Annotated in this window: 12 protein-coding genes; 11 read left to right on the top strand and 1 reads right to left on the bottom strand. The window is 30.9% G+C overall.

The annotated features are described in order from the left end of the window. Nucleotides 1–51 precede the first annotated feature (51 nt). The 10 genes from SALLE_RS00340 (at nt 52) to SALLE_RS00385 (ending at nt 15,332) form a co-directional block, all read left to right on the top strand. Nucleotides 52–624 carry a nucleoside 2-deoxyribosyltransferase gene (locus SALLE_RS00340; protein WP_115557671.1) on the top strand — a complete coding sequence of 191 codons (573 nt, stop codon included), beginning with the start codon at nt 52–54 and terminating at the stop codon, nt 622–624. Between the two features lie 92 nt (nt 625–716). Then, nucleotides 717–3,656, top strand: a complete 2,940-nt coding sequence (gene secA, locus SALLE_RS00345; RefSeq protein ID WP_115557672.1) for a preprotein translocase subunit SecA — start codon at nt 717–719, stop codon at nt 3,654–3,656. 64 nt (nt 3,657–3,720) lie between these two features. Then, complete coding sequence (uvrB, locus tag SALLE_RS00350; RefSeq protein ID WP_115557673.1) at nt 3,721–5,703, top strand: excinuclease ABC subunit UvrB; 1,983 nt, start codon at nt 3,721–3,723, stop codon at nt 5,701–5,703. A gap of 1 nt (nt 5,704) precedes the next feature. Continuing rightward, nucleotides 5,705–8,548, top strand: a complete 2,844-nt coding sequence (gene uvrA, locus SALLE_RS00355) for an excinuclease ABC subunit UvrA (protein WP_115557674.1) — start codon at nt 5,705–5,707, stop codon at nt 8,546–8,548. Beyond that, nucleotides 8,541–9,647, top strand: coding sequence for a folylpolyglutamate synthase/dihydrofolate synthase family protein (locus SALLE_RS00360; protein WP_115557675.1), 1,107 nt, complete (start codon nt 8,541–8,543; stop codon nt 9,645–9,647). The genes uvrA and SALLE_RS00360 overlap by 8 nt, the downstream gene beginning before the upstream one ends. Before the next feature lies 1 nt (nt 9,648). After that, nucleotides 9,649–11,286, top strand: coding sequence for an HPr(Ser) kinase/phosphatase (gene hprK, locus SALLE_RS00365; protein WP_115557676.1), 1,638 nt, complete (start codon nt 9,649–9,651; stop codon nt 11,284–11,286). Next, the gene (locus SALLE_RS00370) at nt 11,279–12,742 is read left to right on the top strand and encodes a prolipoprotein diacylglyceryl transferase family protein (RefSeq protein WP_162807911.1); all 1,464 of its coding nucleotides are present in this window, start codon (nt 11,279–11,281) and stop codon (nt 12,740–12,742) included. Before hprK ends, SALLE_RS00370 begins: the two co-directional genes overlap by 8 nt. Before the next feature lie 43 nt (nt 12,743–12,785). Continuing rightward, nucleotides 12,786–14,156 (top strand): prolipoprotein diacylglyceryl transferase, encoded by a 1,371-nt coding sequence (locus SALLE_RS00375; RefSeq protein ID WP_115557678.1) that lies wholly within the window; start codon nt 12,786–12,788, stop codon nt 14,154–14,156. 8 nt (nt 14,157–14,164) lie between these two features. After that, nucleotides 14,165–15,121, top strand: coding sequence for a DNA-binding protein WhiA (gene whiA, locus SALLE_RS00380; RefSeq protein ID WP_115557679.1), 957 nt, complete (start codon nt 14,165–14,167; stop codon nt 15,119–15,121). Further along, a complete protein-coding gene (locus SALLE_RS00385; RefSeq protein WP_115557680.1) occupies nt 15,108–15,332 on the top strand; it encodes a helix-turn-helix domain-containing protein in 225 nt (74 codons plus the stop codon). Before whiA ends, SALLE_RS00385 begins: the two co-directional genes overlap by 14 nt. 41 nt (nt 15,333–15,373) lie before the next feature. On the opposite strand, the gene SALLE_RS00390 is transcribed toward SALLE_RS00385, so the two are convergent. Further along, entirely contained in the window at nt 15,374–15,769 is a 396-nt protein-coding gene (locus tag SALLE_RS00390) for a rhodanese-like domain-containing protein (RefSeq protein WP_115557681.1), read from the bottom strand. Between the two features lie 72 nt (nt 15,770–15,841). Here SALLE_RS00390 and secG point away from each other — a divergent pair, with 72 nt between their 5' ends. Further along, the gene (gene secG / locus SALLE_RS00395; protein WP_115557682.1) at nt 15,842–16,114 is read left to right on the top strand and encodes a preprotein translocase subunit SecG; all 273 of its coding nucleotides are present in this window, start codon (nt 15,842–15,844) and stop codon (nt 16,112–16,114) included. Nucleotides 16,115–16,120: the final 6 nt, after the last annotated feature.

Below are 16,120 nucleotides of genomic sequence, written 5' to 3' on the forward strand. Positions count from 1 at the left end.
TACCTTTTCTGTAATATGATTGTCTTTAGCAATTAATGAAAGAGGAAAAAAATGAAAAAAATTTATAACGCTGGGAGCATGTTCAATGAAGCCCAAATTAATCAAAGAAAAATAGAAGGAGTTAACTTACGTAAGGAACTAAAAGGCTTTGACATTGCAAACCCAATTGATTTTGACTCTAACTTAGGTTTGGGGGTTTGTCCAACACCTAAGGTAATTTGGGAAGCTGATTATGAACAATTACAAAAGGCTGAGTATGTAATTTTTGAATTAGACAGCTTAGATCACGGGATGATTTCTGAATTTGGTATCGCAGTGGAAATGGCTAAATCAAGTCACCCAAACAAATATTTGATAGTTGTGATTTCGGATTTTCGTTATTACCAAAAAGGCTCAACAACCCAAATAAGTGAGTTTGCCATCAATCACTTTGTATTTGGACAATTATTTGATCAGCAACTAAACGATGAAAATAGAATTATCCAAGTAGCCTCTCATAATGAGGCAATTCAAGCAATTAAGAATAGAGAACTATACTTAGAAAATCGTGATGATAAATATCTTAAATTAAACCAAGATTTAGACAAAAAATACCTCTATGAGACCGGAAAGATGTTCGGTTAATAAATTTAAAAAAATCCGAGATTAAGCAAGTTTTTGCTTTTTTTTTGTTAAAATATTACTATTGATTTTAATAAATAAGGCAGGGATTAAACATGGCAAGAGATAAATCGATTATAAAGAAAATGGGGATAATCGCCGATAGGATTATTGCTTTAGAACCTGAATATGAAAAATTTTCAGATGAGCAATTATTGGCTAAAACCGCAGAATTTAAGGAAAGAATTCAAGAAAAGGGCGAAGAACTAGATGATATTTTAGTTGAAGCTTATGCGGTTGTTCGTGAAGCAGCATGAAGGGTTTTAAAACTTAAAGCTTATCGAGTGCAATTAATTGGAAGTATTATTTTAAACAGTGGTGATATTGCGGAAATGAGAACTGGTGAGGGTAAAACCTTAACAGGTCTTTTTCCTGCATATTTAAATGCACTTTCAGGAAAAGGTGTCCACATTGTTACAGTTAACGAATACTTATCAAAACGTGATAGCGAAATAAATGGTCAAGTATATAATTTTTTAGGAATTACTGTGGGATTAAACGGTAGAAACCTTACAAAAGACCAAAAAAGAAACGCTTATTCTCAAGATGTTACCTATACAACAAACTCAGAAATTGGATTTGACTACCTAAGAGATAATATGGTATATAATTTTGGTTTAAAAGTTCAAAGAGGGCTAAACTATGCCATTATCGATGAGGCCGACTCAGTTCTAATCGATGAGGCCCGAACTCCTTTAATTATTTCTGGGGGTAGTTCAAACCGAACAAACATGTATCAAGCGGCAGATCAATTTGCTAAAACCTTGAAAAAAACCGATGATTTTGAAATTGACTTGGAAACTAAACAAGTATATTTAAACGACCAAGGAATTTCAAAGGCAAATGCTTTTTTCTCAATTAAAAACTTATTTGATGTTAAAAATACAGAGCTATTTCACTTAATTATGAATGCCTTGAAAGCTAACTTTACCTTTAAAGAAGGTGTTGAATATGCTTCTCAAAATAATGAAATAGTTTTAATTGACCAATTTACTGGTCGTATTATGGAAGGTCGTTCATATAGTGACGGTTTACAACAAGCATTACAAGCAAAAGAAGGGGTTTATATTGAAGAAGAAACAACAACTTTAGCAACAATTACCTACCAAAACTTCTACAGACTTTATAGTAAGCTTTCAGGAATGACGGGAACTGCCAAAACCGAAGAAGAAGAATTCATTAAAATATATAATACCCGTGTTATTGTTACACCAACAAACAAACCCGTAATTAGAAAAGACGAAATTGACTTAACTTTCGCGACTAAAAATGCTGCTTTAAAAACAATGGTTGCAGATTTAAAAGAGCTAAACGATTTGGGTCGTCCGGTTTTAATTGGAACAACAAGTGTTGAATCATCAGAACAAATTGAAAGATATTTAGAAAAAGCTGGTATCAAATTTGAAATGATTAATGCCAAAAACCATGATCGTGAATCAGAAATCGTTGAAAAAGCCGGTCAAAAAGGAGCTATAACTCTTGCGACTAACATGGCTGGTCGTGGAACTGATATTAAATTAACAGACGAGACTAAAGCTTTAGGTGGATTGTTTGTATTCGGAGTTGAACGAAATGAAGCTCGAAGAATTGATAACCAATTACGTGGTCGTAGTGGTCGTCAAGGAGATCCGGGTAATTCAAGATTCTATATTTCAATGGAAGATGAATTGATGGTGCGATTTACAGCCCCTAAAGTTCGCCAAATGTTTTTACGTTTAGGTGATGAAGCAATTAAATCCAAAATGTTTACTAGAGCGATAACAAATGCTCAAAAAAAATTAGAAGGATTAAACTTTGATCAAAGAAAAAATGTTTTAGATTATGATAATGTTTTAGCTCAACACCGTGAAGCGATTTACTCTCAAAGAGATGAAATTCTAAAACAAGAAGATATCAAAGTTGTTATCGAGCGTTTCCAATTTACAACCGCTTTTGAATTGGTATTAAAAAATTCAGAACTTGTTCGTGGAGAGAGCACTATCAATGCAGAACAATTAATTAGTTCAATTGATGGAGAATATGTAAAAGCTGGAACATTTAAAAAATCAGATTTTGCTCACCAAGAAAAATTTAAGGTCGCTAAAATGATTAGTGAAGCAATGATGGAATTCTACTTAGATAGAATTAGTCATGTGCCAAACGAAGTGGCCCAAGAAATGGAACGTCGTACTGTGCTTCAATCTCTTGATAAATTCTGAACTAGACATATTAATTTAGCAAATAAATTAAGATCGGGAATTTATTTACAACAGTATGCTCAAAACAATCCACTTCACGAGTATATCGAAGAGGCTGCAAAACTATTTAATAAAATGAAAATTGATATTGCTGAAGAGGTTATAAATAATCTTTCTCAAGTAGTTATTAAAGAATCGGAAAGAAATAGTGATGCACCAAAAGTGGCCCGCGCTAAACCAGCAAACGACACAATTCAAATTAGTGAAAATGATATTGAAGATATTTTAAAAGAAATTGGCCTTAAAAAAGAGGACTTCACACGCGAAGGTGTAAAAAATCGTTTTACAGAATTAAGAATAAAAGCCGAAGAAGACAAGTCAGAAGAAGCTTTAAAAAAATTAAGTTTCCAAGAAATGGTTTTAAATGGACTAATGGATGAAATTGACAAAATCAAAGCCGGTCAAGGTTCAAAATCTGTTAATGTTAAATTAACTCAAGAAGACATGGAAGCAATCTTTAAAAAATTTGGTTTAAAAATTGGAGATAAAATTGACGAGAAAAAAATCTCTACGAAATTTGAGAAATTATTAAACTCAGAAAAAATTAAAGATAACCCAGCGGAAGTACAAAAACTTCACTTTGAAAAAGAAGTCATTTTAAGAATTGGACCGAACCTTGTTAAAGACGACAAAGAAGAAAAAGAATTTGTTGTTGAGGATAAATCAGGAAACGTTAAAAAGAAAATTAAAACCAAGGGAATTGATGTGGACGATGTTGATGATAGTGAACAAGTTCAATCAAAAGTTAAGATTGGTTAATACATAGTGTAGTAAAAACTAGAAGCAATTTCTAGTTTTTTTCCACGTAGAACGGAAAATTAAAATGAGAAAAGAAGACTTAAAATTTAAATTAGTAACAGACTACCAACCCGCAGGTGATCAACCCGAAGCTATCAAACAACTTATTAAAGGTTTGGAAAATAAGGAAAAGCATCAAGTTCTACTTGGGGCAACTGGAACAGGAAAAACTTTTACAATAGCTAATATAATTAATCAAACTAATCGCCAAACTTTGGTATTAGCTCATAATAAAACTTTAGCAATGCAACTTTATATTGAATTAAAAGAATTCTTTCCTGAAAATCGTGTTGAGTATTTTGTTTCTAACTTCGACTTTTTTCAACCAGAAGCCTATTTGCCATCAAGGGATTTGTACATTGATAAAGATGCAAAAATAAATCAAGAACTAGATATGATGCGATTAAGCGCCATGAACGGATTAATGTTAAGAAAGGATACTATTGTTGTGGCTTCGGTTGCAGCTATTTATGCTTCTCAAAATCCCGAAGAGTATGGAGCGGTTTTCTTTGAACTAAAAGTTGGAGAAGTTTTAAGTAAAAAAGAATTACTAGGATTTTTAATTAAAACTGGTTATGTAAGGAATGAAATTGAAACTGTTCGTGGTACTTTTTCAGCTAATGGAGATGTAATAAAAATAGTTCCAAGTTGAACCGACCAAATAGTTTATCGAATCTCAATGTTTGGAAATGAAATTGAATCAATTGAAACTCTAGAACCTTATAACAATAAAGTTGTTCAAAGAATGAGTTTAGCAACAATTTTTCCAGCAACAAGTTATGTAACCCCAGAAGATAAAATGAAAACAGTTATTGAAAATATTCGTGAAGAATTAAAAAATCGTTTAACTGAACTAAGAACTGAAGGAAAAATGCTAGAGGCTCAGCGTTTAGAGCAAAGAACCAATTATGATTTAGAATCTCTTTCAGAATTTGGAACTGTTAGTGGAATCGAAAACTACTCAGCACATTTAGATTTTAGACCTGCTGGAGTACCCCCATACACCTTGTTAGATTATTTTGAAAAAGATTTTTTAACTATAATCGATGAATCTCATATGATGATTCCTCAGACTCGTGGAATGTCAAACACAGATTACAGTCGTAAGAAAAATTTAGTTGACTACGGATTTAGATTACCAAGCGCCATGGATAATCGTCCTTTAAATTTTGAAGAGTTTTCAAATAAATTAAAGCAAGTTATTTACACTTCAGCCACTCCTGGTGATTATGAAATGGAATTAACGAATAATAAATTTGTTCAACAAATTATTAGACCAACCGGATTGCTAGATCCTATTATTGAAGTTCGCCCAACAGAAAATCAAATTGAAAATATTATCGAAGAGATTCTGAAACGTCGAGAAAAAAATGAAAGAGTTTTTATTACAACTTTAACAATCAGAATGTCAGAAGACCTAACCAGTTATTTGCAAGAACGAAATATTAAGGTGGCTTACTTACACTCAGAATTAAAAACTATTGAGAGAACAACTGTTCTAAATGATTTACGTAAAGGTGTTTATGAAGCAGTGGTTGGTGTTAACTTACTAAGAGAGGGATTAGATTTACCCGAGGTTAGTTTAGTTTGTATTTTAGATGCTGATAAGCAAGGGTTTTTGCGAAACACAAGAAGTTTAATTCAAACAACAGGTCGAGCTGCTCGAAACGCTTCGGGATTAGTAATTTTTTACGCCGACCAAGTTTCAAAAGCGATGGCTGAAACAATTGATGAAACCACTCGACGTCGAGAAATTCAACAAGCTTATAATTTAAAACACAATATAACTCCAAAAACTATTTTGAAAAAAATATCTGATTTTGGAATTGATGACGCAACTAGAAAACAAATAATTGATATTACCAAACGCAAAGCGAATGCTGCAAAAGATAAAAAAGATAAAATTATTAAACAGTTACGAGCTGACATGATTGCCGCTGCAAAAGAATTAAATTTTGAAAAAGCTGCACAAATCCGTGATGTAATAATAGAATTAGAAGGACAATAAAATGAATAAAGATGTTATTAAAGTAAAAGGTGCTCGTGAGCATAACTTAAAAAATGTTGAAATTGAAATTCCAAAAAATAAATTAGTTATTTTTACAGGACTTTCTGGAAGTGGTAAATCTTCGTTAGCGTTTAATACAATTTATGCTGAAGGGCGTCGCCGATATATTGAATCGCTTTCTGCTTATGCGCGTCAATTTTTAGGGGGTAATGAAAAACCTGATGTTGATTCAATTGAGGGACTAAGTCCAGCGATCTCAATTGATCAAAAAACTACTTCACATAATCCTCGTTCAACTGTAGGAACAGTAACAGAAGTTTATGATTACCTTCGTTTGCTTTATGCAAGAGTGGGGACTCCATTTTGTATAAATGGTCATGGTGAAATTAAAGCGTCTTCCATAAAAGAAGTTGTTGAATCAATTCAAAAGGAAACCGCTATTGATGAGCAAGTATTTATTTTAGCACCAATTGTGGTCGATAAAAAAGGAAGCTTTAAGGATCGCTTAGAAAAATTAAGAGCCGAAGGATTTATTCGAGTTCAGATTGATGGAGCAATAATTAATTTAGATGAAGAAATTGATTTAGATAAAAATACCCGTCACAACATTGATATAGTTGTAGATAGATTAATTTTTCAAGACGACGAAGAAATCAAGTCAAGGATTTATTCTGCAATTGAAGTTGGTTTAAAATACGCAAACGGACTAATTAAAGTTCACTATCCCAATAAAGACAAGCTAGAAAAATTGTTTTCAACAATTTATTCATGTAAAGTTTGTGGCTTTAGTATTGCTGATATGGAACCAAGACTATTCTCATTTAATGCCCCACAAGGAGCTTGTTCTGATTGTACTGGTTTAGGAATTAATTTAGAACCCGACCAGGATTTAATAATTCCTGATAAGACTGTTTCAATTTCAGATGGAGGAATTGTTTATTATAAAAATATTATTGCCAAAGACAATATTGAATGACAACGCTTTAAAATTTTATGTGATCACTACTACATTGATTTAGAAGCTCCAATTCAACAGTTAACCCCAAAGCAAAAAGAAATGATTCTTTGAGGAAGTGATGAACCAATTGAATCAAAAATTAAATCTTCGGGAGGAAATACTTTTGAGTCGTTTGATTATATTGAAGGGGTTGCAAGCTTAATTCAAAGAAGATATATGGAAACCAAGTCTGAGGAGAGCCGTAAGTGATATGCTAAATTCATGGCTTCAAAAACTTGCAAAACTTGTAAGGGGGCTCGTCTTAATTCAACTGCTTTAGCTATAAAAATAAATAATCTTTCAATAAATGATTTCACTAACTTAGCAATCGATGAAGAATTGGATTTCTTGTTGAATATTAAATTAAATCCAAATCAAGAAAAAATTGCTAACCTAGTTTTGAAAGAAATTGTTTCAAGAATTAGTTTTTTAAATGAAGTTGGTCTAAGTTACTTGAACTTATCACGAACTGCCACCACTCTTTCTGGGGGAGAAGCTCAAAGGATTCGTCTAGCCAAACAAATCGGTTCGCAGTTAACAGGAATTTTATACGTTTTAGATGAACCATCAATTGGTTTACACCAAAGAGATAATGATAAATTGATTGCTACCTTAAAGCACTTGCGTGATTTGGGTAACACTTTAATTGTGGTTGAACATGATGAAGATACAATGCGCGCTAGTGATTGAATTGTTGACATTGGTCCGGGTGCTGGAATTCATGGAGGAGAAATTGTTTTTCAAGGAACTGTAGAAGACATTGTCAGAGATGAAAAATCTTTAACAGGAAGATACTTAAGTGGTCGTGACTCAATTCCATTACCAAAAAATACTCGCGGAGGTAATGGGAAAAAAATTGAAATTATTGGAGCTAGTGAAAATAATTTACAAAATATTGATGTAACGATTCCGCTAAATAAATTTATTACTATCACGGGAGTTAGTGGAAGTGGTAAGTCTACCTTAATGGAAGACATTATTTATAAAAGTTTAAAGAAAACTTTACACAATGAGCAAATCAAACCAGGAGCTCATAAATCAATTAAAGGGTTAGAAAATATTGATAAAGTAATTTATGTTTCTCAAGAACCAATTGGTAAAACTCCAAAATCAAACCCAGCAACTTATACTTCTGTATTTGATGATATTAGAGACTTGTATACAGAAACCACTGAAGCTAAAATTCGTGGTTATAAAAAAGGACGATTTAGTTTTAATGTTCCTGGGGGACGATGTGAAAATTGTCAAGGAGATGGAATTATAACAATCTCGATGCAATTTATGCCAAGTGTAGAAGTTGTTTGTGAGGTTTGTGATGGAAAACGTTACAACGAGCAAACTCTTCAAGTTCTATTTAAAGGTAAAAATATCTTTGATGTTCTAAGCATGAGTGTTGAAGAGGCTGCAGTATTTTTTGAAAATATTCCTCAGATTAAAAATAAGCTTGATACAATTTTAGAAGTAGGTTTAGGATATATTAAACTAGGACAAAATGCAAAAACTTTATCTGGGGGAGAAGCACAACGAATCAAACTCTCAACATTTTTACTAAAAAAACAAACAGGTAAAACATTATTTCTATTAGATGAACCAACTACGGGTTTACATATCGATGATGTTAAAAGATTGTTAGCGGTTTTAAATCGATTAGTTGATTTGGGAAATACTGTCTTAACAATTGAACATAATTTAGATTTTATTAAAGTTTCAGACTATATAATTGACTTGGGACCTGGAGGAGGAACTGGAGGTGGCCGTGTTGTTGTAACCGGAACACCAGAACAAGTAATAAAAAGTGAGACTAGTTACACTGCGCAATATTTGAGAAAGTATTTAGAACGTGATTAGTGTTAGTGAAAATTTTATTCCTAAGTTTCAAGAAGCAAGTAAAAAAAATTTAAGAGAAATTTTAGAAAAACATAAAAATTTTCAAAACCAATATCCAGTTATTAATGTTGTTGGCACAAACGGGAAGGGCTCGACAAGTTATTTTACTTCTCAGGGTTTAAAACCTTATTATTCAAAAATTGGTTTGTTCATTTCTCCTGCCTTTCTTTATCAAAATGAAAGAATTCAAATAAATAACGAATGCATCAGTGATTCTAATTTTAAAAAAATTTTAAAAAAATTTGAAAAAGATATTAACGATAACAAACTTAATTTTTTTGAAATTTATACTTTGATTGCAATGTGATATTTTTTTGAAAATAAAGTCGACATTGCTGTGATTGAAGCTGGAATCGGGGGCGTGCTTGATACAACAAATTTATTTGAAAACCAAATTGCAACGGTTTTAACCACTGTAGGATTAGACCATGAAGAAATTTTAGGTTATAACGTCAAAGAAATTATTAATCAAAAAATTGGTATTGCTAAAAAGGGTTTTGTAGTCATCAGTCCTGATAATAAAAAATATTTTAAACTTATTAAATATAAATTGCAAAAAGTTGATTTGCCATTGTTCCAATCAAAGATTTATTACGAAGATAAAACTTATCAAAAAAATAATAAAGGATTAGTTTTAAAACTGTTTGAAGTGTTAAAATTAGATTTTGATTTAACGATTTTTAATAATCAAGGATTATTTGGAAGATTAACAGTACTGAACAAATCTCCAAAATTAATTATTGATGGGGCTCACAATGTCAAAGGTATCCAAGCCTTAATAAAAACAAGTAAAATAATATCTAAAAACTTTGAAGTTATTTTTGCTAGTTCTTGGAAAAAAAATTTTCATAAGGAAATAAAAATCTTACGAAAAAATTTTAAAAATATTTATTTTGCCGAGTTTAACGAAATTGAAAACTGAAATTTTGAAAAAAAATATCAAGTGATTGACTGAAAAGAAAAAATAAAAAATAATATAAAAAATAATCAAGACACATTAGTATGTGGTAGCCTCTACTTTGTACCAATTGTTTATCAATGATTTATTACGGAGGGATAGTTTGTTTTACATATTCACTACTTTGGGAGCTGCTATGGGAATTTTAATTTTTTTTCTGCTTGCGCTTTGAATTGAAAAATGAAATTTTAGACGTCTAACAATCAAAGTGATTGCTATCCTCTCTTTATTAACAGCAATGTCAGTAGTTTTAACAAATTTTATCAGTTATAGTTTTCCTTTTTTTGGTGGAGCTATAATTTTAGCATTAGGAGACTGAATTATTTTTCTAACAGGAATGACATTTGGTCCACTTTCGGGAGTAATTGTGGGAATTTGCACTGATTTAACCGGAACAATGATTAATTTGTCTGGACAATTTCATCTTGGCTTCATGATGATTAAAGTTTTGTTGGGTTTTTCAGGATCATTAGTATTTTTGTTTCGAAAGAATAATTTTATATACTTAAAAGTTTTGTTAATTTATTCAATATGTTACACATTAACATCTTTAGTATTAAATCCAATATGGCTATATGCAATTGGTTGAGGTAATGCTGTATTTGTTCATTTTGTTGCGAAGTTAATAAAATTGCCTTTTGGAATTGCTGTCTACCCCCTAATTGCATTTTTGTCATTTACTGTAATAGTCAAAATTATTAAGGATTGAAGCGAAAATGAAGTTTGATGTTTTCGTCGTGGAAAGATTAATTTTTTTGGTAAAATAATGTTAAAGAGAAAATTGTCTTTGAAAAAAGGAGAAGTAAAAATGAATAAACTAAAAATAAAAAATCTTGTAGACCATTTTGAATTAGAAGTAATTTCGGGGAAAGAACATTTAGATAATGTAATTGAGGTTTACGGTTTAAATCGTGCAGGTCTTGAATTAGCAGGTTATGTTGAAAAAGATGTTCAAAAACGTCGTGTTGTCCTATTTTCAAATAAAGAAAATAATTATATTCACGGTTTTACAGAGGCTGAAAGAGAAAAAAAATATTTAGAAATGCTGAAAGATAAAATCCCAGCAGTTATAATAACTGAAAAGTTTGATGATAATATTCTTGTCAAAACTACCAACAAACTTGGGATTCCCTTATTAAAGGTTAGTGGTCAAACAACAAGTGAGTTTACCCAACAAATTTTAGGTTTTTATGATGATTACTTTGCTCCAAGCGAAGAATTTCACGGTTCTTTAGTCAACATTTACGGTAAGGGCGTAATGATTATGGGAAAATCAGGAATTGGAAAATCAGAAATAACAATTGAATTGGTTAAGAAAAATCATTTATTTGTTGGAGATGATCGTATTGTGGCCATCAGAAAATCAAGTAAAATTTATGGTAAAAGTCATGAAATTTTAAATAATCTTGTTGAAGTTCGCGGAATTGGGATTGTTGACATTGCTCAGACTAACGGCTATCAAGTTATTTTAGATGAAACTGAAATTGAACTAGTGATTGACTTAATAAAATTTGGGGAAAATGGTGTTGATGACACTGATAGACTAGGAAATGAATACGATACCAAAAACATTCTAGGTGTTAAAATTCCTCATATCAGAATCCCTGTTTCATCAGGTAGAAATATTGCCAATATTATTGAAACCGCTGTTGCCCAACTAAAAATTAAAGAAAGCGGCAATTGAGTGAGTCCAACCAAAATAATTGCTAATCGAATTGAAAAAACCAATCAAAATGATTAATTTTTTAAGTAATATTCCAAATCCTGGAGACCAAGTTGATAAATGACTAGAACAAGGACAAAACGATCCCTATTTATGAGGATGAATGCCAATTTATCCAATTTTCATTTTTTTAGGAGTAATGGCTGTTTTAATTGCTTCGGTGATAAAATTTCGTATGCGCAAAATTCCTCTTTATGATTTGGGAATTGGAATTTTTGTTGTTATTCCAGCAGGAATAATTGGAGCTAGTGTTTTAGGTAAATTTAATATCATATATAATAACTGAAAAGTTTGGGAGTTATTTTATTTTTGACAACCAGGAATGTCAATTTTTGGTGGTTTAATTTTTGGAGGAGCCGCGGGTTTTGCCTGATTTCATAAAAGAGCTCAGCATTATCAAATATCAACTTGAGTTTACTCTGATTGTATCTTACCAAATGTTTTACTCGGACAAGCAATAGGGCGATGAGGTAACCTATATAATCATGAAATATTAGGAAAACCAACAAGTTTGGAAAGTCTTCAAAAATGATTGCCTGATTGAATTGTCAATAAATTGTGATATGTTCAAAATCCAAATCCTGGAGCATTAGAAACAGATCCTTGATTTATTGAATATCGCGAACCACTATTCTTATATGAATCCATCGCTTGTCTATTATTGTTCGTCTTGATCACATTTTTAATTGCCAACTTGGGTAGATTATTTTCAAAAAAACCTTGAAAAATTTATCCTCAGGAATTTCCGAATAATTTTAATAAGCAATTAAAGTGAGCTAAAAAAGAAGAACTACAACTTTGAGAAACCCAAAGAGCCATTGTTTATAAAGAAAGAATAAATAATGAAGTTAGCGAACTTAAATTGAGTTGATGGGAAAGTTGGAATAAAGCTTATTATTTGAAAGTTTTAGACAATGAGAGAATCGCTTACTTTTCAGAATTGGAAAATATCGAACAATCTAATTTGAAGCGTAAAGAGTTAAAGCTTGAAAAATCTCTACAATTACAAAAAAATGAGTTAGATTCAAATAAACAAAGTTACTTAAAAAAACTCAAAAAAGTTAAAACTAGTACTGAAAAAAAAGAGTTAGAAAAAAAATATAAATTAAAGGTCAGAGAAATCAAACAAAGTTATCGACAACAAATTAAAGAGCTTAAACGAGAAACGAACTGATTTAGAAATACTTGAAATCAAGATTGCAAGGATCTTTATCAAGCCAATAACCCGGATAACTACTTTGTTATCCATTGTGGAGTGGTGAGTTCATCTTATTTAGTGGGCTATATGATTATAAGATGGGTTCTAGAAACCAGAAGAACGGATGCTGAACTTGTTTTAAAACACCTTTTTGCTATGGATATGGTATTATTTGCTATTTTAACTACATTTTCGCTTGTGCTGCTGGTATTTGCTCAATTCATTTCGCCTTATAAGTGGAGAAAAATTAATTGACTTTATGAAAAATCATATTAATAGTCAAAAATATGCTAAAATTTTAGATATGGAGGATTTTTAAATGGTCGATTGAGTATTTAATGAAAGAGATTGAAAAATATGAAATGACGGTTGAATCCAAGAAGTTTATGGTGGTTGGTTTAGGGTTTATGCATTCACTATGACTCTTGGAGTAATCGCTGCAATTCTTTTTTCAGCTTACAAATTTTGAAGAAAAGATCTTCAATTGACTCAATTGGCAATTGGAGCCGTTCCGATTGTTATTTGTTCGCTATTTGGGGCAAGTTTCTTTGGTAAGCTAAATTCCGGAGGGAAAACTGATTTCTCCAATCCATCAGAAGTATGAAGGTTATTTCAATTTTGACAGGGTGGTATGGCAATTCACGGAGGTGTTTTTGTCGGAGCATTTGTAGGAATAATAATATTTTATTTTATGGGTCGAAGAACTCATGTTTCTGTATGAACCTATATGGATGCGATTATTCCAAATATTTTAATAGGTCAAGGAATTGGTAGATGAGGTAACTTCTTTAATCATGAAATTACGGGTCCGCCAATTGGCCTGGCTTCAGAAACTAATTTGTGATGGTTACCGAACTTTATAACAAGAAATACACAAGCAGTTTATATAGGCTTAAATAATAAGCCGCCAATAAATGGAATACATCTTGAAAACGGACAACTTTACCAATTAAATCCAATATTCATTTATGAAGCTTTTTGATTAATTGTTGCTTGAGCTGTCATTACTTTTGTGATTCCCCACTTCTTAAAGTGATTTCAAAAAAGACCAGAAAATATTTCAATGTCTAAACTAAATGTTGAATTAAAAAACGAATACTTCAATACATTTGCTAATGCATTGGGTGAATTTCAATTTACAAATTTTGGTGGTTGAAAATACGATCGTCTATTTTACTTTAATATTTCAAGCTACGGAATGAAAAATTATGATTCAGTTAAGTCGAGATTAGACAAATCTCGAAGTAATAAAGAAATTGGTTACTTGTCTTATAGATGAAAGATGGGACAAGCTCTAGAAGAAGCCAACAATCCATACAGAATAAAAGTTATAAGATCAGGAGTTGAAGCCGGAGCCTATTTCTTTTCTTGGAACCTAGTTAGATTTATTTTGGAACTACAAAGACCATCAAACCACTTATTTATCCAAAATGATAAAACTTTATCTCTTATTGTTATTGGGATCACTGGTTTAATTGGATTAATAGTAATGGCTTTATGTCAGTTTGTTGTGCCATATTTATTTAGAAAAACAGGATATTCTTATGAAAAAGACTACTTTAAAGTAATTAATTTAAAAAATGTTGAGTCAATCAATCCTGAAGTTGCTAATAAAAAAAATAATGTCCGTAAATCAAAAGAAATCAAAGCTCAAGAAAAACTTGAAAAATTAAAACAAAAAGCTAAGTAGGTGATTTTGTGTCTTTTGCTCTAGAAGTTAAAGAAGAAATTGTGACCCATACGTTCACAGAACAACAAAAAAAGGCGTTTCTGTGCGGCTTTATAAAATATAATGGCGAGATTATTATTTCAGATAATAAATCTCGTTTAATTTTAACAACCATTAGTAACAGAATTGCTCGAACAATAATTAGTTTTATAAAAAATTTCTATGAAGGCGAAATTTTGATATCAATTATACAGTCTCAAAAACTTAAAAAAAGCAAAACTTTTCAAATTACACTAAAAGATAAAGTTTTTGAATTTTTATTTAATTTTAATATTTACAACACTAATAAAAGTGGTAAAATAATTGAGGTGGAAGAAACCTTTAGAAATAACACAAGTTTATTAAGGGCTTATATTTCGGGGGTCTTCATTGCAGTAGGAAGTGTTAATTCCCCGGAAACTAGCAATTACCATTTAGAATTGCAGTTTGGAGAAGAAGTTTCAACAAGCGTTTTTAACGAACTACTAAAGCCACTGGGTTTTGATTTCAAGACTATAAAAAGAAAGTCAAAATTCGTTAGCTATATTAAAAAATCAACAGTTGTTTCAGACTTTCTTAAGTTAATAGATGCTCCTAATTCGGTAATGAAGTTTGAAAATCAGAGAATTTCAAGAGATATGTTGAACAATATCAATCGTATGATAAATATAGATATTTCTAACCAGGCAAAAACTCTCGATGCCGGTCAAAGACAGGCAATGCAGATAAAAAATTTGAAAGAGAAAGGTTATTTTAGATTTTTATCCGATAAAGCTAAGTTTTTAGCAAATGTCAGATTAGAGAGACCCGAGGCAACATTTTCTGAGCTAGAGGAAATACTAAATAATAACAATATCCCCATTTCTAAATCAGGGGTAAGTAATTTATTTAGAAACATAGAAAAAATTTATAAAAATAGTCAAGAGGGAAAAAATGAAAAAGGATAACGTTATTTCAATTTTAAGTGAAAACATGAAAGAATTGAGAATGAAAGCCAATATAACTCAAGAAGAATTGAGTTTCCGTTCAGGTTTACACAGAAACTATATTTCAGATACTGAAAGAGGTACCCGTAATATATCAATTAAAGCAGTTGAAAAAATTGCTCAAGGACTAGAAGTTCCAGTAGAGGATCTATTCGTTAATAAAAACAAATAGTAAAATTAAAAAAATTATTTCGTATTGCGAAATAATTTTTTTTATGATGTTTTGAATGTTGTGTATTTGTCTAAGAATCCGGTTACTCTGACTTCTTTGTAACCTCCAACCAGAATATAAGATTTAATTCGGCGCTTATCTAAAGTTTGATAAATTTCTAGATGGCTTCTATAATCCTCGTTTATTAATAAAATTTTTTTATTTCTATCAAGCTTCTTAAAATACCTCAATTTAAATGTCAGATGATCAATATTAATACTATCTATTAAGTGACTAGTTTCAAAGCTTGCTCCAGGCCGAATATCAATAACTTGCCATTTATCTGATTTTAAAATTTTAGGTAAGTGCTTAATTTTTTTAACTCTGTATTTGCTTCTGAATGAATTACCAGTAAATATTCTTCCAAAAAACTTCAAAATTGCTTCAATAAATTGCATAAATATACCTCAAAATAATTATACATAATTTAAAAATTTATAGTAAAATAATTAAAGGAATAGGTGATTTTAATGCAAGCGCACGAATGACAGAATACATTAATAATGGTTTTTGAAATTTTTGCTATGATAATAGCTTTAATTATGATAGCTGTAGGATTAATTCAAAATAAAAAATCTCAAACAGGATTGAGCGCACTTAATGGGGGAAATGATGAATTGTTCTCTAACTCAAAAGAGCGCGGTTTAGATAAAACTATGTCAATATGAATGTTTTCTCTTGGAATTGCCTTGTTTGTAATAACCATTATTATTTGTATACTTACGAACACTATTCTTAAATAATAGTGT

This window comes from Spiroplasma alleghenense (assembly GCF_003363775.1).
In the GTDB taxonomy this organism is placed as follows: domain Bacteria; phylum Bacillota_I; class Bacilli_A; order Mycoplasmatales; family Mycoplasmataceae; genus Spiroplasma_B; species Spiroplasma_B alleghenense.